This window comes from Alcaligenes sp. Lyrl_28, assembly GCF_051948705.1.
In the GTDB taxonomy this organism is placed as follows: domain Bacteria; phylum Pseudomonadota; class Gammaproteobacteria; order Burkholderiales; family Burkholderiaceae_B; genus Alcaligenes; species Alcaligenes ammonioxydans.
In genome coordinates this window covers 88,427-107,984 of record NZ_JAYJLG010000002.1, presented here as the reverse complement: position 1 = coordinate 107,984, position 19,558 = coordinate 88,427, and the positions used below count along the sequence as shown (strand labels likewise).

Annotated in this window: 19 protein-coding genes; 10 read left to right on the top strand and 9 right to left on the bottom strand. The window is 57.2% G+C overall.

The genetic code is table 11. The features are described 5' to 3' along the window. Nucleotides 1-75: 75 nt before the first annotated feature. The 7 genes from gcl to VF694_RS05055 all read left to right on the top strand — a co-directional run bounded on the left by gcl (nt 76) and on the right by VF694_RS05055 (nt 7,876). Nucleotides 76-1,851: a glyoxylate carboligase gene (gene gcl / locus VF694_RS05085; RefSeq protein ID WP_003803878.1), complete on the top strand. Its 1,776-nt coding sequence runs from the start codon at nt 76-78 to the stop codon at nt 1,849-1,851. 28 nt (nt 1,852-1,879) lie between these two features. Next, nucleotides 1,880-2,668 (top strand): hydroxypyruvate isomerase, encoded by a 789-nt coding sequence (gene hyi / locus VF694_RS05080; RefSeq protein ID WP_003803881.1) that lies wholly within the window; start codon nt 1,880-1,882, stop codon nt 2,666-2,668. A 39-nt stretch (nt 2,669-2,707) separates the two neighbouring features. Further along, nucleotides 2,708-3,592 (top strand): 2-hydroxy-3-oxopropionate reductase, encoded by an 885-nt coding sequence (locus VF694_RS05075; RefSeq protein WP_003803882.1) that lies wholly within the window; start codon nt 2,708-2,710, stop codon nt 3,590-3,592. A gap of 223 nt (nt 3,593-3,815) precedes the next feature. Further along, a complete protein-coding gene (locus VF694_RS05070; RefSeq protein WP_440163867.1) occupies nt 3,816-5,093 on the top strand; it encodes a glycerate kinase type-2 family protein in 1,278 nt (425 codons plus the stop codon). 23 nt (nt 5,094-5,116) lie between these two features. Beyond that, nucleotides 5,117-5,515: a GlcG/HbpS family heme-binding protein gene (locus tag VF694_RS05065; protein ID WP_003803889.1), complete on the top strand. Its 399-nt coding sequence runs from the start codon at nt 5,117-5,119 to the stop codon at nt 5,513-5,515. Between the two features lie 29 nt (nt 5,516-5,544). After that, nucleotides 5,545-6,966 (top strand): pyruvate kinase, encoded by a 1,422-nt coding sequence (pyk, locus tag VF694_RS05060; RefSeq protein WP_003803891.1) that lies wholly within the window; start codon nt 5,545-5,547, stop codon nt 6,964-6,966. Nucleotides 6,967-7,576: 610 nt separating this feature from the next. Continuing rightward, the gene (locus VF694_RS05055) at nt 7,577-7,876 is read left to right on the top strand and encodes a hypothetical protein (RefSeq protein ID WP_440163866.1); all 300 of its coding nucleotides are present in this window, start codon (nt 7,577-7,579) and stop codon (nt 7,874-7,876) included. A gap of 207 nt (nt 7,877-8,083) precedes the next feature. Here VF694_RS05055 and coq7 read toward each other — a convergent pair whose 3' ends face one another. From coq7 to VF694_RS05025, 6 genes are read right to left on the bottom strand one after another with little or no spacing between them, the layout of a single operon-like run. After that, nucleotides 8,084-8,752, bottom strand: coding sequence for a 2-polyprenyl-3-methyl-6-methoxy-1,4-benzoquinone monooxygenase (coq7, locus tag VF694_RS05050; protein ID WP_003803894.1), 669 nt, complete (start codon nt 8,750-8,752; stop codon nt 8,084-8,086). 31 nt (nt 8,753-8,783) lie between these two features. Then, nucleotides 8,784-9,419, bottom strand: a complete 636-nt coding sequence (locus tag VF694_RS05045; RefSeq protein ID WP_131071276.1) for a hypothetical protein — start codon at nt 9,417-9,419, stop codon at nt 8,784-8,786. Then, nucleotides 9,419-10,054 carry an SCO family protein gene (locus VF694_RS05040; protein ID WP_003803897.1) on the bottom strand — a complete coding sequence of 212 codons (636 nt, stop codon included), beginning with the start codon at nt 10,052-10,054 and terminating at the stop codon, nt 9,419-9,421. The genes VF694_RS05045 and VF694_RS05040 overlap by 1 nt, the downstream gene beginning before the upstream one ends. 21 nt (nt 10,055-10,075) lie before the next feature. Next, complete coding sequence (locus VF694_RS05035) at nt 10,076-10,663, bottom strand: c-type cytochrome (RefSeq protein WP_003803899.1); 588 nt, start codon at nt 10,661-10,663, stop codon at nt 10,076-10,078. 55 nt (nt 10,664-10,718) lie between these two features. Continuing rightward, the gene (locus VF694_RS05030; protein ID WP_003803902.1) at nt 10,719-11,309 is read right to left on the bottom strand and encodes a cbb3-type cytochrome c oxidase subunit II; all 591 of its coding nucleotides are present in this window, start codon (nt 11,307-11,309) and stop codon (nt 10,719-10,721) included. A gap of 7 nt (nt 11,310-11,316) precedes the next feature. Then, the gene (locus VF694_RS05025) at nt 11,317-12,972 is read right to left on the bottom strand and encodes a cbb3-type cytochrome c oxidase subunit I (RefSeq protein WP_039943885.1); all 1,656 of its coding nucleotides are present in this window, start codon (nt 12,970-12,972) and stop codon (nt 11,317-11,319) included. Between the two features lie 539 nt (nt 12,973-13,511). On the opposite strand from VF694_RS05025, the gene VF694_RS05020 reads away from it, so the two are divergent. Genes VF694_RS05020 through VF694_RS05010 form a run of 3 tightly spaced genes read left to right on the top strand, consistent with a single transcriptional unit; the run spans nt 13,512 to nt 15,230 of the window. After that, nucleotides 13,512-13,934, top strand: a complete 423-nt coding sequence (locus VF694_RS05020; protein WP_003803905.1) for an OsmC family protein — start codon at nt 13,512-13,514, stop codon at nt 13,932-13,934. Nucleotides 13,935-13,941: 7 nt separating this feature from the next. Next, nucleotides 13,942-14,742 (top strand): thymidylate synthase, encoded by an 801-nt coding sequence (locus VF694_RS05015; protein WP_003803907.1) that lies wholly within the window; start codon nt 13,942-13,944, stop codon nt 14,740-14,742. Further along, nucleotides 14,739-15,230: a dihydrofolate reductase gene (locus VF694_RS05010; RefSeq protein WP_003803908.1), complete on the top strand. Its 492-nt coding sequence runs from the start codon at nt 14,739-14,741 to the stop codon at nt 15,228-15,230. The genes VF694_RS05015 and VF694_RS05010 overlap by 4 nt, the downstream gene beginning before the upstream one ends. Before the next feature lie 355 nt (nt 15,231-15,585). On the opposite strand, the gene gcvH is transcribed toward VF694_RS05010, so the two are convergent. From gcvH to VF694_RS04995, 3 genes are all read right to left on the bottom strand, one after another. Further along, nucleotides 15,586-15,960: a glycine cleavage system protein GcvH gene (gene gcvH, locus VF694_RS05005; protein ID WP_039943780.1), complete on the bottom strand. Its 375-nt coding sequence runs from the start codon at nt 15,958-15,960 to the stop codon at nt 15,586-15,588. Between the two features lie 92 nt (nt 15,961-16,052). After that, the gene (locus tag VF694_RS05000) at nt 16,053-17,276 is read right to left on the bottom strand and encodes an NAD(P)/FAD-dependent oxidoreductase (RefSeq protein ID WP_440163864.1); all 1,224 of its coding nucleotides are present in this window, start codon (nt 17,274-17,276) and stop codon (nt 16,053-16,055) included. 6 nt (nt 17,277-17,282) lie between these two features. Beyond that, nucleotides 17,283-19,556: an arginine/lysine/ornithine decarboxylase gene (locus tag VF694_RS04995; RefSeq protein ID WP_003803916.1), complete on the bottom strand. Its 2,274-nt coding sequence runs from the start codon at nt 19,554-19,556 to the stop codon at nt 17,283-17,285. Nucleotides 19,557-19,558 lie beyond the last annotated feature (2 nt).

The following is a 19,558-nucleotide window of genomic DNA, read 5'->3' as shown; positions in this document are numbered from 1 at the left end:
ACCATTTCTAGGCAGGTCTATCACTCCTTATTATCGAGTTGTGAATTTCGTCAAACGATGATCTAGGAGATATCAATGGCTCGAATGAGAGCAGTGGACGCCGCCGCCGCAATTTTACGTAAAGAAGGCGTGAGCACCGTATTTGGCGTGCCCGGCGCCGCCATCAACCCCTTCTACTCCGCGTTGCGCAAAGAAGGTGGCTTTGATCACATTCTCGCCCGCCACGTGGAAGGTGCCTCCCACATGGCCGAAGGTTTTACCCGTGCCAATCCCGGCAATATCGGCGTGTGCATCGGCACATCCGGCCCCGCTGGCACAGACATGATTACCGGTCTGTACTCCGCATCGGCTGACTCGATCCCGATTCTGTGCATTACCGGCCAGGCCCCTCGCGCCCGCCTGTACAAAGAGGATTTCCAGGCTGTGGACATCGAATCCATTGCCAAACCCGTGACCAAGTGGGCAGTGACCGTTCGCGAACCCGATCTGATCCCGCGTGTGTTCCAGCAAGCCTTTCACATCATGCGCTCGGGCCGCCCCGGTCCTGTGCTGATTGATATGCCTATCGACGTGCAGATGGCCGAGATCGAATTCGATCTGGACACCTACTCGCCCCTGGAAGCGTACAAACCGACGGCCACCCGCGCTCAGGCTGAAAAAGCCATCGAACTGCTGAACGCTTCCGAGCGTCCGCTGATCGTCTCCGGTGGTGGTGTCATCAACGCCAACGCCTCCGAGCTGCTGCAAGAATTTGCTGAACTGGTCAATGTGCCGGTCATCCCGACCCTGATGGGCTGGGGCACCGTGGCTGACGATCACCCGCTGATGGCCGGTATGGTCGGACTGCAAACCTCGCACCGCTACGGCAACCAGACCTTGCTGGCATCGGACTTTGTATTTGGTATCGGCAACCGCTGGGCCAACCGCCATACCGGTTCGGTTGACGTCTACACCGAAGGCCGCAAGTTCGTGCACGTGGATATTGAACCCACCCAGATCGGGCGTGTGTTCGGTCCGGACCTGGGCATTGCCTCGGACGCCGGTGCTGCGCTGAAACTGTTTATTGAAGTGGCCAAAGAGTACAAGGCTGCCGGCAAGTTGCGTGACCGCGCCGCATGGGTTGCAGAATGCCAGAAACGTAAAGCCACCTTGCAGCGCAAGACCAGCTTTGACAATGTGCCCTTGAAGCCGCAGCGCGTTTACGAAGAGATGAACCGTGCCTTTGGCCCCTCCACCACCTACGTCAGCACCATTGGTCTGTCGCAGATTGCCGCCGCCCAGTTCCTGCACGTGTACAAGCCACGCCACTGGATCAACTGCGGTCAGGCAGGCCCGCTGGGCTGGACCATTCCTGCCGCTTTGGGTGTGGTTGCGGCTGACCCAGGCCGTGAAGTGGTGGCCATTTCGGGCGACTACGACTTCCAGTTCATGATTGAAGAGCTGGCCGTGGGCGCACAATTCAAGCTGCCTTACCTGCACATTCTGGTCAACAACGCCTACCTGGGTCTGATTCGTCAGGCACAACGCGGCTTTGAGATGGACTATTGTGTGCAACTGGCGTTTGACAATATCAATGCCCCTGAAACCGAAGGTTATGGTGTGGATCACATCACCGTGGTGGAAGGTCTGGGTTGCAAGGCCATCCGCGTCCACAAACCCGAAGACATTCAGCCTGCCATTGAACAGGCTCGTGCATGGATGAAAGAATTCAGCGTGCCGGTTGTGATTGAACTGATCCTGGAGCGCGTCACCAACATTGCCATGGGCACCGAACTGCACAATGTGACAGAGTTCGAATCCCTGGCCGAAGCGGGTATTGACGCCCCCACCGCCATCTCGCTGATGGACTGATTGCTGATTTAAAAAACGGAGTAGCACTATGCCAAAATTTGCCGCCAACCTGACCATGCTGTTTAACGAGCACGACTTCCTGGATCGCTTCCAGGCAGCGGCCCAAGCCGGTTTCAAGGGAGTGGAGTACCTGTTCCCCTACGCCTACGACAAACAGCAGCTGGCTGACAAACTGCAACAACACGGTCTGACCCAGGTGTTGCACAACCTGCCTGCGGGCGACTGGGACGGCGGCGAGCGCGGCATTGCAATCCTGCCCGAGCGTGTGGGCGAATTCCAGGACGGCGTTGGCCGTGCCATCGAATACGCCACCGCGCTGGGCTGCAAACAGGTGAACTGCCTGGCCGGCAAACTGGCCGACGGCGCTGATCGCGAACTGGCCCACAAAACGCTGGTCAGCAACCTGCAGTTTGCGGCAGCCAAGCTGAAAGACGCTGGTCTGCGTCTGCTGGTTGAACCCATCAACACCTTCGACATCCCCGGTTTCTACCTGAATCGCACCGAACAGGCTGCGGCTCTGTTGCAGGACGTCGGTTCGGACAATCTGTTCATTCAGTACGACGTCTACCACGCCCAGCGCATGGAAGGCGAGCTGGCCAACACACTGAAAAAGCACCTGGACAAGATCGCACACATTCAGATTGCAGATAACCCCGGTCGTAACGAACCGGGTACGGGCGAGATCAACTACGCCTGGCTGTTCAAGTACATCGACAGCATCGGCTATCAAGGCTGGATCGGCGGCGAGTACAAGCCCGCTGGCGTGACCAAGGATGGCCTGGGCTGGATGACGGAGCTGACAGAAGTCACCGCCTGATCGTCGGATACCTGCAGATAATTATTAGGAGATTACACAATGGCTAAAATCGGTTTTATTGGTTTGGGCATCATGGGCGCACCCATGGCGGTCAACTTGATCAAAGGCGGTCATGAACTGTTCGCCTACACCCGTGGCGACTTCCCCAAAAGCGTCAAGGAAGCAGGCGCTACCGTTTGCGAGAATGGCGCCGAAGTCACCCGCCAGGCTGACATCATCATCACCATGGTTCCCGATACCCCCCACGTGGAAGATGCCCTGTTTGGTGAAAACGGCGTGGCCGCGGGCCTGAGCGCTGGCAAGATCGTGGTGGACATGAGCTCCATTTCCCCGGTCGCCACCAAGGACTTTGCCGAACGCATCGTCAAGCTGGGCGGCGAGTACCTGGACGCTCCCGTCTCTGGCGGGGAAGTCGGCGCCAAGGCCGGCTCCCTGACCATCATGGTCGGTGGCAAGCAGGAAGCCTTCGACAAGGTCAAGCCGCTGTTCGAACTGATGGGCAAGAACATCACCCTGGTGGGTGGCTACGGCGACGGTCAAATCACCAAAGTTGCCAACCAGATCATCGTGGCCCTGACCATTGAAGCCGTGGGCGAAGCCCTGTTGCTGGCCTCCAAGGCTGGTGCCGATGCTGGCAAGGTCCGTGAGGCCCTGATGGGCGGTTTTGCCAACTCGCGCATTCTGGAAGTTCACGGCGAGCGCATGGTCAAGCGCACGTTTGACCCGGGCTTTCGCATCGAATTGCACCAGAAAGACCTGAACCTGGCCCTGACCACCGCGCGTCAGCTAGGCGTGGCTCTGCCCAACACCGCTACCGCACAGGAGTTGTTCAACACCTGCGCCGCGCACGGTGGCGCTGCACAGGACCACTCCGCGATGGTCCGGGCCCTGGAGATCATGGCCAACTACGAGATTGGTCAATAAGACCGGTTCAAGGGGGTTCCCGCCCGTGCTGGTTTGCTGCATGCCCCAGACCAACACAGGCGTGGCCTCCAGCAAGCGGGCTGCAGCCCGCTTTTTTTACCGCCGGACCTCACCAGGACAGCCTGCACTCCCCAGGGGGGCAGCAAGTCCCAGTGATCTCATGAAGGCGTGTTGTAGCGCGGTAAGATGGTCAGTTGCCATCGCTCTGCCTTAGGATTGACCCATGAAGATCGAGCCACAAGACTTACTCAGCAAAATGTTTCAGGCTGCCGTCAACGCGGCTCAACCCGAACACTGCATCCCGCCCTACCTGCCCGATGCTCCTAAAGGACGCACCATTGTGATTGGCGCCGGCAAGGCATCGGCAGCGATGGCCCAGGCGCTGGAGCGTCACTGGGACAAAGGCCCCATCAGCGGCGTGGTCGTCACCCGCTACGGCTACAGCGTACCCTGCGACCACATCACCATTTTGGAATCGTCTCACCCTGTGCCTGACCAGGCTGGCGAAGATGCCGCCCGCGAAATGTTGCGAACAGTCAGCAATCTCACTGAAGATGACCTGGTGATCTGTCTTATTTCCGGCGGCGGTTCGTCTCTGCTGCCTTTAGCCGGAGAAGGCATTACCTTGGCCGACAAGCAAGCCATCAATAAGGCCTTGCTGAAATCGGGCGCCTCGATTGGTGAGATGAACACGGTGCGTCGCCACCTGTCGGCCATCAAAGGGGGGCATCTGGCGGCGGCCTGTGCGCCTGCCCGTGTCCTGAACCTGCTCATTTCGGACGTCCCGGGCGACCAGCCCATGGACATCGCGTCGGGTCCCACGGTGGCCGATCCCACCACCTGCGCACAAGCGCTGGACATCATTCAGCGCTATGGCATTGACATCCCTGCCGCTGCCCGTGCCCGGCTGGAAAGTGGCGAAGGCGAAACCATCAAGCCCGATGACCCTCGCCTGGCTCATGTCACCACCCATCTGGTAGCCACGCCGCAACTGGCTTTGCAGGCTGCCGCTCGGGTCGCCCAGGCCAGCGGTGTCCACCCGGTCCTGTTGGGCGACAGCATTGAGGGCGAGGCCCGCGAGGTCGGCAAGGTCATGGCCGGCATTGCCCTGAGCGTGGCCAAACACGGGCAGCCCGCCCAGGCTCCCTGCGTCCTGCTCTCTGGCGGAGAAACCACCGTGACCTTGCGTGGCCAGGGCCGTGGCGGTCGCAATGTGGAGTTTCTGCTGTCCACGGCGATCGCCTTGAACGGCGCAGCCGACATTTATGGTCTGGCAGGCGATACTGACGGGGTAGATGGCCAGGAAGAGATTGCCGGTGCCTTCTGCGGTCCCGACACATTGGAGCGTGCCTGGCAACAAGGTATACGCCCCAGGGCCAGTCTGGACAATAATGATGGTCACGGCTTTTTTGAAGCCCTGGACGATGCCTTGGTTACGGGTCCGACCCTGACCAATGTCAACGATTTTCGCGCAATTCTGGTTTTATCCCCTAGCGATTAACGCTTTTCTTAAAGGAAATGGACATGAGAGACACAAAAGCACTGACCCTGACCGATGTCAAAAAAATGGCCGCTGCAGCCGAGCAAGAAGCACTGAAAAACAACTGGGCCGTCAGCATCGCCATTTGCGACGCGGGCGGTCATGCGCTGTGGATGCAACGCATGGATGGCGCTCCCCTGATGAGCGCCCAGGTTGCCCCGGCAAAAGCGCAAACCTGCGTGCTGGGCGGTGGCAAACCCAGCAAGGTCTTTGAAGACATGGTCAACAATGGTCGCTTTGCCGCTCTGTCCATGCCCATCACACCACTGGAGGGCGGCGAGCCAATCGTGGTGGACGGTCAAGTGATTGGTGCTGTCGGCGTGTCCGGCGTGAAAGCACCCGAAGACGCTCAGATCGCCCGCGCCGGTATCGCTGCTCTTTGAGCTATCGATCCCCCTAAGGACAACAACCCATGAAACGTCAACGTCATTCCCGCATTCTGGCTACCCTGGGTCCTGCCAGTTCTACGCCAGAACGCATTCGTGAACTGTTCGAGGCCGGCGCTGATGTGTTCCGCCTGAACTTCAGCCACGGCACACATGAAGACCATGCCGCGCGCTATCACACCATTCGTCAGATTGAAAAGGAAACCGGTCGCAGTATCGGTATTCTGATGGACCTGCAAGGTCCCAAGCTGCGCGTTGGCAAAATGAAAGATGGCCGCGTGACACTGGAAACCGGCCAGAAATTCCGCCTGGATCTGGACCCCGCCGAGGGAACCAGCCAGCGTGCCTACCTGCCTCACCCCGAGATCTTCGCGGCTCTGGAAGACGGGACAGACCTGCTGCTCGATGACGGCAAGCTGCGTCTGCGTGTGGACAGCTTTGGTCCGGATTTTGCAGAAACCACGGTCATGGTCGGCGGCCCGCTGTCCGACCGCAAGGGCGTGAACGTACCCGGCGTGGTACTGCCTATCTCGCCTTTGACCGAAAAAGACCTGATCGATCTGAAATTTGGTCTTGAACTGGGCGTAGACTGGGTTGCCCTGTCCTTTGTACAACGTCCTGGCGACATTCGTGAAGCCCGCGAGCTGATCGGCGACAAGGCCTGGATCATGGCCAAATTGGAAAAGCCACAGGCACTCGAACACCTGGAAGAAATTGTCCAGCTGTGCGATGGCGTGATGGTGGCACGTGGCGACCTGGGCGTGGAAGTTCCACCCCAGCGCGTGCCTGTGTTGCAGCGCCAAATCGTGCGTACTGCCCGCGCGGCAGGCCGTCCGGTAGTCGTCGCCACACAGATGCTGGAATCCATGATCACCTCGCCGGTTCCCACACGCGCCGAAGCCTCCGACGTGGCTACCGCCATCTACTCGGGTGCTGACGCCGTCATGCTGTCCGCCGAATCGGCCTCCGGCCAGTTTCCGTTGGAAGCGGTATCCATCATGGACAGCATCATCAAGGAGATCGAAAACGATCCCAGCTGGCGCACCATTCTGGAAGCCAACCACAGCACGGCAGAAGCCAGCACCGCAGACGCGATCTGCTGCGCCCTGCGTCGTGTGGCCAGCATTCTGGAACCCGCAACGAATGTGGCCTACACCACCACCGGCTTTAGCGCCTTGCGCGCCAGTCGTGAACGGCCCATCGCCCCTATCCTGGCACTGACGCCCCGTGTGGAAACCGCACGCCGTCTAAGCCTTGCCTGGGGCGTGCATGCCATTCCCTGCGAGGATGTCAGTGATCTGGGCGAAATGATCGATCATGCGACTGATATGGCAGCGCAACACGAGTTCGCCCAGGGCGGCGATACGATCGTGATGATTGCCGGTGTCCCCTTTGGCACCAGTGGACGCACTAACTTGCTGCACGTGGCGACCGTCCCACAAAAGTAAGTTCGTCCAAAGCAGGTCAAAAAAAACCTTGTCCATCACTATGCTGGACAAGGTTTTTTTACCGTCAGGCGCCAGCATCATGCATGGACATAACAAGCCCTAAGAACAAAGTTGCACGGATATGGGCAAAAAAAAACCCGAGATCTAAAGATCTCGGGCAAATCCACCAAAGGAGGAGGGTGGAGGAGACAATCGTGGCAAGTTGGGCTACCAGATACAATATCGAGCCAGAAAGCTAAGGGTTATTACGCTTGTTTTTCCTGCTTTCTTTTCAACATCCAATAACTAAAGTCTACCTACAAAAATGGTGCAATGCAAGATAAATACCGTGGAAAACCCTTAGACGCTGATCTTGTCGCTTTAATACATCAATTTCCTAGCGCAAATTCTTGATCGGGTATCTAGTCGTTAACCCTAAGCCGCCGAAACAGGGTTCAAGAGCGGCAGTCCGACATCAGGCAAATCAGCATAATGCCTGCATTTTGCCCTCTCATAAGACCGCAATCGTGCACCTCTCCCGTGCCTCACTGCCCATGCGCACAACAAGTGAAACGCTGACAGGACAGGTCGCTTCGGAAATGAATACCTCGCCAAATCACTGGGTTAGGCTATGGGGCACGCTCGCGGACTCACAGCGGGCATACAGCCCGACTTCAATGAAGGATGGAGTACCACTGTTGTGCAATGCAATCCCATGTTTGAAGAGCGCGACCGCGGAATTGCCCGCCTGACTGGCGAAATTCACACAGACAATGACTACATCAGGGAATTGCGTGCCGCATTGGAGAAAGTACAGCCCGTCAGCGGTCTGTACTATCGAGACCGTGACAAGTTTGTCGAGCTTCACAAACAAGAAAAAGCGCAGCGCGAGCGTCTGGAGCCCCTCATCGCGGTGGCCCGCCAGCCATAGTATCGATACTGAGCGTTTCGGGCGCTGAAGTCCCTTCTAGGCCGTTGATGCACCGGACCCGGTCCAGGCTGCTTGCCTGGCTCCCCCTGCGCCTGGAATTTCTGCGTGCCCTGCACCTGCATTGAAAAGCGGGCCCGTCATGGGCCCGCCTCTACCGCCAGAGAATCAGACTGAAGATCTGCTTTTGCCACGCTCCCGGCACAAGCATTACAAACGATACGCCGTGGTCGTCATCACTTTAGACATCATGCGCATCAGGGTCTTCACCGGAGGTGGCAAACCCACTGCCCCGTGATTTTCTGCCGTACGCCGATGTTCGATCTCGTCATCCCGCATTTTCTCTACGATGCGGCGGGAACGATGATCATTAACGGGCAAAGACTCCAGGTGACTTTCCAGATGCTCTTCCACCTGACGTTCGGTTTCGGCCATGAAACCCAGGTTATACGGCACACCCGCACGGCTGGCGAGCAAGCCCAAGGCAAAAGAGCCGGCATACCACAAGGGGTTGAACACACTGGGGCGGCTCTCCAGTTCACGCAGACGGTCATCGCACCAGGCCAGGTGATCTACCTCTTCCTGCGCGGCTTGCAGCAGCACCTCCGTTGCCTGGGGATCTTTGCACAACATGGCCTGACTGCGATACAAGGCTTGAGCGCAAATTTCGCCCACATGGTTCACACGCATTAGTCCAGCAGCATGACGAGCCTCGTCGACGCTGATCTCGGACACTTCCTTGCCTGCCGGATTGGGACGTGATGCTCGGGCCGAACGCCCAAGGACTTCCAGAGCCCGATTGGTCTCGCCGAGAATCTGATCAAAAAAGTTATTGCGCCGGTACAAGCGGGTATCGCTGTTGGAAACAGTATGGCTCATAGGGACACCTGCAAAACAAAATAGAGGGGTATTATTGCCGCAAAAAGGCGATCACAGCCTTGCTTTCGGACAAGAGCCACAGCAAAGGCAAGACACATGCCATGATGACCAGACCTATGCCGGCAATTTCCTGATCGGACTGCAGATAGAAATTACACAGGCGAACCGGATTGTCGTAATACAACAAACCTACAATCGCCATCATCCAGCTGAAGTTACCAAAAAAGAACAAGCGAAACACCAGATGGGCGCGACGCCAGGATTCCATGAACACCATGCCCATCAGCACCAGGCCAATATACTTGGCCGTTGCCATGGGAGGCGACACCAGAACATCGTCCAGCGCTTTGGGGACCATCCAGTAAGCCGCAGCAAAGCTGACCAGGATCAAACCGGGCAAACCGTATTCATTCAGGGCGTAGTAGGGACGCAGCAAGGACTGCACAAAGGCCGAGCGGCCCACACCCTGGTAACGCAAGGCCGACTGCAAGGCGACACCGGACAGGACCAGTAGCGGGATATGAACCAGCATATGCAGGCTCATGGAGGCAGTCAGGGGGCGGTCCCAGTATGCAGCAGCAGCAAACAGCACGGCGGCCAGCAACGCCAGTGCGCTGCCCAAATAGGGACGTATCGTGGAGGGCGCAACAACACGTTTCAACGACATTACCGGTCCTCCTTCTTGTCCAGGTCCTCTAAGGCCCGTTTCGCATAGGCCAGGGCCAGCATGGGTTCGCCATAGTCCACGATTCGCCCCAGGCGCGGCTCGGGGCTGACGACGTGGTAGGCCGCATTATGCTCGTACTCGTCGAAGGGAGCGGGAATCACGATGATGCCAAAATCATCCAGTACACGCTGGCGCTGTTCCCCTGGCATCATGGTCACGAACTGCCAGACAGCCGGATCGGCTTTCATGGTTTTGCTGTAACGGCGCAAATGATCGGGCGAATCGGTAGGATCGAAGCTGATACTCAACAGGCGCACACGGTCCTGCAGGCCTTCGTCCAGAATTGCTTTTTGCAGCTGCTGATACTCCGAGCCCATCGCCAGACAAAGCGTGACGCAACGGGTGTAGATGAAGTTGACGATGGTGATGCGACCATCGTTTTGCAACAAGGAACTTAGCGGCGTACTACCCCCGGTCGGAAGCAGTACCTCTACATCGGATATTAAGCGCGGGGAGGCAGCCACGTCATTGCGACGGGCTGTCTCGGCGGTCAAGGCAGTAAAGCCTTGTGTCAGGTGGGCCAGAGCCCCGATACCCAGGGCAACAACCAGGAGAATACTTAGAAACAGTCTCATCTCTGGCCCATCATTTCAGTCCTACTCTTCCATGGGAGCCAGGTCGGCATCCCCATTCCAGGGATCAGTTTTATCAGCAGTTTTTTCACGTTCGGCTTTGACAAAGGCCACATCCACAGGATCAGCACTGTTGCCACCTAATTCAGTACGCAGGTAATTGACCACTGCCGTCAATTCCTCGTCATTGAACTTCTCGCGGAACTCGGGCATCGCACCATTGTACTTATTACCCTTGACCGTAAGTTCGCCAACAATACCGTGCAGCATGATCTGGACCAAAACTTCTGGCTTGCGCAGCACCCACTCCGAACCAACCAGGGGCGGGAATACGCCCGGCACACCAGCACCGGTTGCCTGGTGACAGGCCGCACATTGGGCCACAAACAATTGCTGACCATCCACGGCGCCTTCTGGCAGCTCGAAATCGGCAACGATACGGTTGTCGCCCACTGTGGCGTCGTGACTCAGATCGCTGCTGAAAATGTAGTAGATGCCCCACAGGAACAGACCGGCAATAATCACCAGGACGACCCAGGGGATAGGCGCCGCGTTTTCTTCCGGATCCGCATTTTCGCGCAACTGCGCGTCATATTTACGATTGTCGCTCATTCTAATTCTCCGAGGCGCCCCGCCTTGCGGGGCGCACTAGCTCAACAATGCCTGCTTATTTGATAACGCTGGCGGGCGATACGGGATACGTACGATCCAGCGCCAACAGGTATTGAACCAGGTCCAGGGCTTCTTGCTTGGCTACCACCACCTTGCCTTCAGGGGCAAAATCGCCAGGCAGATTCACAACTTTATCGCCCTCGTCAGCCTTGTCCTTGAGCTCGAACATGAAAGGATAGGACGGCATATTGCTGCCAGGGGTATAAGCGCGAGGCTGGTACAAGTGCCCCAGGTGCCAGTCCACGCTAGGCTGACGGGCGCCGATATTGAGCAAATCGGGACCGGTACGCATGGTACCGAGCAGGTGCGGCGTGTCGTAGTAGTAGTCACCGGCCACCGAGGCACGACCCCAGCCGCGCTGAAAGTCAGGAGCCTGGTTCTGGCTGCGTGGCTGCTGCGAGTGACAGTACACACAGCCCATGTCGATGTACTGCTGACGGCCGCGCAGTTCCACCTCGGTGTAGGGCTTGAGCCCCGGAGAGGGCTCCACCTTCTCAACCTGCAGGTAAGGAACAACGACCAGAGCCGATGTGGCCAGGGCCAGCGTCACCATGGCGCCGCCCAATAGTTTGTATTCGCTTTCCATGACTAAATCATGCCTCCACTACATTGCGAGTTGCCGAGCGCTGGTGAAACAGGGCTGGACCAATACGACGGCTGCCATAGCGCAAAGCCATTGCCACAAAGTGGAAGGCAAACACAAGGTGACCCAAAGTCATCAAACCACCACCAATCGAGCGCGACTTCAGATAAGGCATCGTGACAAAGACCGATTCCATGAAGGCTTTGGCAGGGTCCAGCATCGCCAGACCTTGCAGCCAGCCGCCAATGCTCAGGCCGATTGCGTAGATGGCAAAACCGATCACCACCAGCCAGAAGTGCAGGGAGATCAGTTTAGGATAAGGCCATTCCCAGGACATCACGCGCGGCATCACGTAGTAAATCGCGCCGAACATCACGATCGTAAAGAAGCCGTACAAGCCGATATGGGCGTGGGCCACCGTAAAGTGCGTGAAGTGGGTGATTGTGTTGATGCTGCGCAGCGCCTCAAAGGAACCTTGAATGGAGCTGACGGTGTACATCATGCCGCCCAGCACGATAAAGCGCAGGGTGGGCGAGTGAATCAGGGTGCGGAAGTGACCTTTCATGGTGTAGTGCTGGTTAATCGAGAAAGCCAGCACGGGAATGATCATCATCATGCTTTGCACAATCGACAGCGTCACCATCCACTGCGGCACAGGGCCGCCAACCAGGTGGTGACCACCGACCTGACCGTAGAAAAACGCCAGACCCCAGAAACCCACCAGAGACAGGTTGTAGGAGCTGATGGGCTGACCGATGATCTTGGGCAGGAAGTAGTACACCGACGCCAGGGCCATCGGAGTGTAGAACAGACCCAGCACGTTGTGACCAAACCACCAGTTCATGGTTGCCTGCTCAACACCCACGTGTACGGCTGGCAGGTTGCCGACCAGGAACAGGATGGGGAACCAGAACAGCGCCGCGCCCATGTACCACACCGACACATACAGATGGTGGGCACGACGGTTTTGCAAAGTGAAGATCAAAGGCATGGCTGCCAGCGCGCCGCCAATAACCATCAGGATATCAACCTGCCAGGGCATTTCCAGCCATTCCATGCCGTCAGTAATACCCATCGCAATACAGGTCAGCCCACCGACCAGACCCAGGTTCCACAAGACACCGCCGGTGATGGCGTATCGGGCACCAATCAGGGGGGTCTTGAGCAGACGGGGCAGCATCCACATGGCAACGCCAAAGGCGGCCATCGGGGCCCAACCATAAGCGACCGCATTCAGGTGCAGGGTGCGCATACGGCCGAACGTCATCCAGGCGTGTTGCGTCAAGAACTCGGGCTCATGCAGCTTGATCGAGCTGATCAGACCCGCGGTCGAGGCCACAATCAGCCAGAACACCGAACAGGCCAGCAAAATGAAGGTGACCGACGCGGTGGAGCGGTCGGCTTCCACACGTTCTGCCAGTTCAACGCTCAGCGCCTGACGATCCTCAGCAGAAATGGTCTTGTGGCCCATTTCATCTTGAAGTGCCTGACGTTGTTCAGGGGTGGCGGAAGGGTCATCTACCTGCCCGATCTCGCCTTTGGAGAAAATTTCTCGCGAGGCGGCGGGACTGTGGTCAAAGAAGTTACGACGTAACGACCAGATGAAGACAAAAAGTCCGGTAACGGACAATATGAAAGCTAGTAGCAGTATTGAAACGGTATTCACAATGATCCAGGCCTGGTTAATGTGAAGCTGCCAAGCAGCTCGGCGGCACTTGACGCGTCGCAGATCGAAAGAGCATGGACGCAAAAAATCTGCGACTGCCTAGGTCGCGAGAGCCGTCATGTTAAAACACCCGTCTGTGACGTCTGAATAAAGCCCCCATTGAAAGCAAGGTTTATTGAGACAGGACAAATACGAGCACGACATTTTTTGGTATACGGGCGACTGTCATTATAGGCGAGGGTAAACCCGTGTGACATATCTGTTTCAAAATGCCGTATACCGCTCCGAAGTTTATCCTAGGACAATCAACAAAACCAGTCTAAATCTTACAAAGAGCGTGGTTCTGCCCCGATTTGTCCATACGGTTTTTCTTATATGGGCCTGGAACAGGACGACAAGCACCGGCATGCCGTTCAGTGGCAGTAGCCATCGCCCCACAGGTCAGATGCGGACGCTGCACGCGAGCGCGTCAAAAAGTACAATCACCCCTGACAATCTACTGACGAGTCTTGGCTCGCACTGACAACAAAGGAATTCATATGGAATGCACAATCGACTGGGGCGGCAAGGACGGCATGCTGTTTGTTGCCCGTACGGGCAGCGGTCATGTGACGGCCATGGACGGCGCTCCCGAAGGAGGCGGCAATAATCTGGCTCCCCGACCCATGGAAATGTTGCTGACCGGCGCAGGCGGCTGCGCAGCGTACGACGTGGTGCTGATTCTCAAGCGAGGTCGTCATGCCATTACCGGCTGTCAGGTCAAACTGACGGCTGAACGCGCCGACACCGATCCCAAAGTCTTTACCAAGATTCATTTCACTTTTGTGGTGACCGGCAAGGACCTGCCTCAAGCCGCCGTCGAGCGTGCCGTGCAGCTGTCGCATGACAAGTACTGTTCAGCCTCGGCCATGTTGGGCAAGACCGCCGAGATCACTTATTCCGTCGCTATTGAGCAAGCCTGAGTTCGCCATGTCCCTTTATCCCTACGAAGACCTGCTGCGCCTGGTCTACACCCAAGGCACTCCCAAAGGGGATCGCACCGGCACCGGTACGAACTCGGTATTTGGCCACCAAATGCGCTTCGATCTGTCGCAGGGCTTTCCACTGATCACCACCAAGAAGCTGCACACCCGCAGCATCTTTATCGAGTTGCTATGGTTTTTGCGCGGCGACTCCAACGTGCGGTGGCTGCAAGAGCGTGGCGTCTCTATCTGGGACGAATGGGCTGACGAGAACGGCAATCTGGGCCCCGTCTACGGCGTGCAATGGCGCTCCTGGCCCACTCCCGATGGGCGTCATATTGACCAGATCAGCCAGGTGGTAGAGCAGATTCGCAACAATCCCGACTCGCGCCGCCTGATCGTTTCTGCCTGGAATGTGGCCGATGTCAATCAGATGGCCCTGCCCCCTTGCCATGCCCTGTTCCAGTTCTACGTTGCCAACGGCAAGCTCTCCTGCCAGCTCTACCAGCGCAGCGCGGATATTTTCCTGGGTGTGCCATTCAACATTGCCAGCTACGCCTTGCTGACCCACATGGTGGCCCAGCAATGTGATCTGGAGGTCGGCGATTTCATCTGGACCGGAGGCGACTGCCACCTGTACTCGAACCACTTCGAGCAGGCTGAACTGCAGCTCTCACGCGACCCGCGCCCCTACCCCAAGCTGACCATCAAGCGCAAGCCGGCCAGCCTGTTTGAGTACGAGTACGAAGACTTCGAGATCACCGATTACGATCCTCACCCCCATATCAAGGCGCCCGTTGCCGTATGAGCACCCTCCCCCTTATCCGTCTGGTTGTCGCGTATGCGGCCAACCGTTGCATTGGCAAAGATCAGGACCTGCCCTGGCGTCTGCCGTCCGACCTGCAGCACTTCAAGCGTGTGACCATGGGTTTGCCCATCATCATGGGCCGCAAGACCTGGGAGTCGCTGGGCCGGCCCTTGCCGGGTCGCCCGAATCTGGTGATCAGCCGCAATGCGGACTATCAGGCCCAGGGCGCGCAGGTTTTCAGCAATCTGGACGATGCTCTGGCGGCCTGCCCCGGTTATGACACCGTTTGCGTGATTGGCGGCGAACAGCTTTTCCGTCTGGCCCTGCCCATCGCTCAGGAGCTGATTGCCACTGAAATCAAGGCAGAGGTGGACGGCGACACCTTCTTCCCGATACTGCCGGAAGGTGAGTGGGAAGAGATTGAACGCCTTCCCCAGCCTGAGGAAAATGGCTTTACTTACGACTATGTCACCTATCGTCGCCGCTAAGAAAGCCGTAGAGCAACGAGCGGGGCGCTTAGTCACTATGCGGCGCATGACTTCCTGGCAATGAGGTCAAGGCGTTATTTTTCATGCCTTGCAAGCCTTTGACCACCACCGCTCTATCGAGCTGACAGTCACCAAAGCCCACAAACCCTGGCTCGGGCTTCGCATCGTTTCAGTTGTCGGGACAGGCGTCAGGCACGGGCTTCAAGCAAGCACCGGGACCTCTGCACACCACCCTGCTGACGCCCGAAGCCAAATAAAAAGCCTGAACCCGTCAAACGGATTCAGGCTTTTTTCCGATCAGTCCGCCTGCATCAGGCAAGGCCAAACTGCATTCGCACGGGCTCTACGTCTGGCCTTACTCCGCGACCGCCGCGTAAGCCGGACCATCCAGCAAACCGTCCAGATCCGCCGGATTATCAGCCTTGAGCTTGAAAATCCAGGTATCGAACGGAGCTTCATTCAACAGGTGCGGCGCATCCGACAAGGCTTGATTGAACTCCACCAACTCACCCGAAACCGGCGCATAAATATCGGAAGCAGCTTTCACCGACTCCACCACCCCTGCCGTCTGACCGGCGGCCAGCCGGGTCCCAGGAGTGAAGTCCCCGACAAAAACCAAATCACCCAACTGGTCCTGCGCAAAGTCAGTAATGCCTACCAGCACAACTCCGCCTTCCTCCTTGGCCCACTCATGACTTGCTACGTACTTTCTATCTACTGGCAGTTGCATATTGCCTCCCTGACTAACCAGCCAACACCTGTGTTGATTTCAAAAACGGCCACCCAATCGGGGCCCTGCCGTCTTCACCCGCTTGCTTAACATTAAGCCGCCTGCGCCTTCAGTGCCCGCGCACAAGCCGCTGCCGAAGCCCAAGCCCATTGAAAGTTGTACCCGCCCAGCCAACCGGTAACATCCACCGCTTCGCCAATAAAGAACAGGCCAGGAACCTTGCGTGCTTCCATGCTTTTCTGATTGAGCTCACGGGTATCCACGCCGCCGCTCATCACTTCCGCCTTTTTATAGCCTGCAGTGCCACTGGGCTTCAACGCCCAGGCATTAATCACTTGCCCCACGGAACGCAAGACGCGATCCGGCAAATCGGCCAGACGTTGTTGGCCTACGCCTTTGGGCAACAGCTCCGAGGTATCGAGCCACTGCTCCACCAAACGACGCGGCCACAATGTCGACAACACCGTCACCAACTGCTGGCGATTCCCCGCCTTCAAGTCCAGCAACTGCTGGGCAATGTCCTGGCCCGGTGCCAGATCCACGCAAATGCTCTCACCTGGCTGCCAGTAGCTGGAAATCTGCAAAATACCCGGCCCTGACAAGCCGCGATGCGTAAACAACAGGTCTTCCAGAAAAGCCTGGCGCTGCTTACCCTGCCCGGTACTGACTTCCACTTCCAACGCCATGCCACTCAGGGCAGAAAATGGCTTCCAGTCACGACCGTCGAAAGTCAGGGGCACCAGTGCGGGATGGGGCTCAATTACTTTCAGACCGAAGTGACGCGCCACACGCAGGGCATAGTCCGTAGAACCCAACTGAGGAATGGCCATGCCCCCTGTCGCAATAACGACTTGCAGGGCATTGAGCTCACCCTGACTGGTGCGCAACACAAAGCCTTGCTCAGTACGACCAATGGACTGAACGGAACAAGGCATGCGCCAGGACACCTGCCCTTTCAGACATTCCTGACGCAGCATCTGGATAATGGACTCGCTGGAGTCATCACAAAACAGCTGACCTTTGTGCTTCTCATGAAAGCCAATGCGATAGTCGCGCACCAGCTGCAAAAAATCCTGTGGGGTATAACCGGCCAGCGCCGAACGGCAAAAGTGCGGGTTTTTGGACAGGAAGTTCTCGGGCGACGTGCCCGTATTGGTGAAGTTGCAACGTCCTCCACCGGAAATACGGATTTTCTCGGCCAGCTTTTCAGCGTGATCAATCAATACCACTCGCAGGCCGCGCTGGCCTGCGATACTGGCAGCCATCATGCCGGCTGCACCTGCGCCTATGACGGCCACATCAAAAAAAGGGATCACGCAAATTTACTCGTTGGGTTCAGACTCAAGCACGCAATCTACGTAGTAGCGCGGCAGTCCATCGGGGCCAATATCCTGCGCCAGTCCATGCACATAGGTTTCAAAGCCGGGAAAACGCGCATTGAACTCGCGCGCAAACTGCAGGTACTCCACAATGCGGGAGTTAAAGCGTTCGCCAGGTATCAGCAAAGGAATACCGGGAGGATAAGGAGTCAGCAACACACCGGTCACCCGGCCCTCGAGCTCATCAATGCCCACGCGCTCGATATCGCCATGCGCCATCTTGGCATACGCATCCGACGGTTTCAGAGCAGGAATCATATCGCTCAGGTAAACCTCGGTAGTCAGGCGGGCCAGATCGTACTTGCGGTAAGCCTGGTGAATCTGCTGACACAGGTCACGCAAGCCCATGCGTTCATAGGTGGGCTGAGCCTTGCAAAAATCCGGCAAGATGCGCCACATGGGCTGGTTGCGATCGTAGTCGTCCTTGAACTGTTGCAAGGCGGTCAGCAAGGTATTCCAGCGACCTTTGGTGATGCCAATGGTGAACAGGATAAAAAAGGAATACAGGCCGGTTTTTTCCACCACCACGCCATGCTCGGCCAGGTATTTGGACACCAGAGCGGCCGGGATGCCCTGCTCGGCAAAGGTGCCAGAAATATCCAGACCTGGTGTGACGACTGTCGCCTTGACCGGGTCCAGCATATTGAAGTTGGTGGACAACTTGCCAAAGCCATGCCATTCCGCATCGGAGCGCAAAATCCAGTCCTCGCGCTCGCCTATGCCTTCCTCGGGCAGCGTGTCAGGGCCCCATACCTTGAACCACCAGTCGTTCTCGCCGTACTCCTTGGACACCTTGCGCATGGCACGGCGAAAGTCCATGGCCTCGCAAATGCTTTCCTCAACCAGAGCAGTGCCACCCGGTGGCTCCATCATGGCTGCCGCCACATCGCAGGACGCAATAATGGCGTACTGCGGGCTGGTGCTGGTGTGCATCAGATAGGCTTCATTGAACACGTTACGGTCCAGCGGTCGGTTTTCCGCATCCTGTACCGTAATCTGGGACGCCTGCGACAAGCCGGCCAGCATTTTGTGCGTGGAATGCGTGGCGTAAATCATGGTGTCTTTGGTACGTGGACGGTCCGCCCCAATCGCATGCATGTCGTGATAGAAGTCATGGAAGGCCGCATGCGGCAACCAGGCCTCATCAAAGTGCAGCGTAGGGATCTTGGAATCCAGTGTTTCCTTGATCATTTCCACGTTGTAGATCACCCCGTCATAGGTACTTTGCGTCAGCGTCAAAATACGGGGTTTCTTATTCTTGGCCTTGCTGGCAAAGGGGTTCGCCTCGATCTTGCGTGCAATGTTTTCCGGCAAGAACTCCTCTTGCGGGATGGGGCCAATAATCCCCAGGTGATTGCGCGTAGGGCGCAAGAACACCGGGATGGCGCCCGTCATGGTGATGGCGTGCAGAATCGACTTATGGCAGTTGCGATCGACCACCACCACATCATTGTTGGCGACGTTGGCATGCCAGACGATCTTGTTGGACGTGGACGTGCCGTTCGTGACGAAAAAGCAGTGATCAGCATGGAAAATGCGCGCGGCATTGCGCTCGGCATCCGCGACCGGACCGGTATGGTCCAGCAACTGCCCCAGCTCGTCCACCGCATTACAGACATCCGCGCGCAGCATGTTTTCACCAAAGAACTGGTGAAACATTTGCCCAACCGGGCTTTTCAGAAAGGCCACGCCACCCGAGTGCCCCGGGCAGTGCCAGGAATAGGAACCGTCCGATGCATATTTGACCAGTTCGCGAAAAAACGGCGGCGCCAGACTTTCCAGGTAGGAACGTGCTTCACGGATAATGTGACGCGCCACGAACTCGGGCGTGTCCTCGAACATGTGAATAAAGCCGTGCAATTCGCGCAAAATATCGTTGGGGATATGCTGCGAAGTTCGCGTCTCGCCATACAGATAGATGGGGATGTCCTCGTTGCGAAACCGCAGCTCGCCAATAAAGGAGCGCAGGTTCTTGATCGCATTGGCGACATCTTCTGGGGAATCCACATCGAATTCCTCATCATCAATCGACAAAATGAAGGCGCTCGCGCGGCTTTGCTGTTGCGCAAAAGAACTAAGGTCACCATAGCTGGTGACCCCGAGAACCTCCACGCCTTCGGCCTCTATCGCCGCAGCCAGGGCTCGAATACCCAGACCCGACGTATTTTCGGAACGGTAGTCTTCGTCGATGATGACGATAGGAAAACGAAACTTCATCC

Bases quoted from the DNA above. Each gene is read 5' to 3' on its own strand.
- hyi (WP_003803881.1), top strand. From the start codon at position 1,880: ATGCCAAAATTTGCCGCCAACCTGACCATGCTGTTTAACGAGCACGAC.
- VF694_RS05030 (WP_003803902.1), bottom strand. From the start codon at position 11,309: ATGGAAAGCGAATACAAACTATTGGGCGGCGCCATGGTGACGCTGGCC.
- pyk (WP_003803891.1), top strand. From the start codon at position 5,545: ATGAAACGTCAACGTCATTCCCGCATTCTGGCTACCCTGGGTCCTGCC.
- VF694_RS05010 (WP_003803908.1), top strand. From the start codon at position 14,739: ATGAGCACCCTCCCCCTTATCCGTCTGGTTGTCGCGTATGCGGCCAAC.
- VF694_RS05075 (WP_003803882.1), top strand. From the start codon at position 2,708: ATGGCTAAAATCGGTTTTATTGGTTTGGGCATCATGGGCGCACCCATG.
- VF694_RS04995 (WP_003803916.1), bottom strand. From the start codon at position 19,556: ATGAAGTTTCGTTTTCCTATCGTCATCATCGACGAAGACTACCGTTCC.
- gcl (WP_003803878.1), top strand. From the start codon at position 76: ATGGCTCGAATGAGAGCAGTGGACGCCGCCGCCGCAATTTTACGTAAA.
- VF694_RS05035 (WP_003803899.1), bottom strand. From the start codon at position 10,663: ATGAGCGACAATCGTAAATATGACGCGCAGTTGCGCGAAAATGCGGAT.
- VF694_RS05045 (WP_131071276.1), bottom strand. From the start codon at position 9,419: ATGTCGTTGAAACGTGTTGTTGCGCCCTCCACGATACGTCCCTATTTG.
- VF694_RS05040 (WP_003803897.1), bottom strand. From the start codon at position 10,054: ATGAGACTGTTTCTAAGTATTCTCCTGGTTGTTGCCCTGGGTATCGGG.
- VF694_RS05015 (WP_003803907.1), top strand. From the start codon at position 13,942: ATGTCCCTTTATCCCTACGAAGACCTGCTGCGCCTGGTCTACACCCAA.
- VF694_RS05020 (WP_003803905.1), top strand. From the start codon at position 13,512: ATGGAATGCACAATCGACTGGGGCGGCAAGGACGGCATGCTGTTTGTT.
- coq7 (WP_003803894.1), bottom strand. From the start codon at position 8,752: ATGAGCCATACTGTTTCCAACAGCGATACCCGCTTGTACCGGCGCAAT.
- VF694_RS05055 (WP_440163866.1), top strand. From the start codon at position 7,577: ATGGGGCACGCTCGCGGACTCACAGCGGGCATACAGCCCGACTTCAAT.
- gcvH (WP_039943780.1), bottom strand. From the start codon at position 15,960: ATGCAACTGCCAGTAGATAGAAAGTACGTAGCAAGTCATGAGTGGGCC.
- VF694_RS05070 (WP_440163867.1), top strand. From the start codon at position 3,816: ATGAAGATCGAGCCACAAGACTTACTCAGCAAAATGTTTCAGGCTGCC.
- VF694_RS05065 (WP_003803889.1), top strand. From the start codon at position 5,117: ATGAGAGACACAAAAGCACTGACCCTGACCGATGTCAAAAAAATGGCC.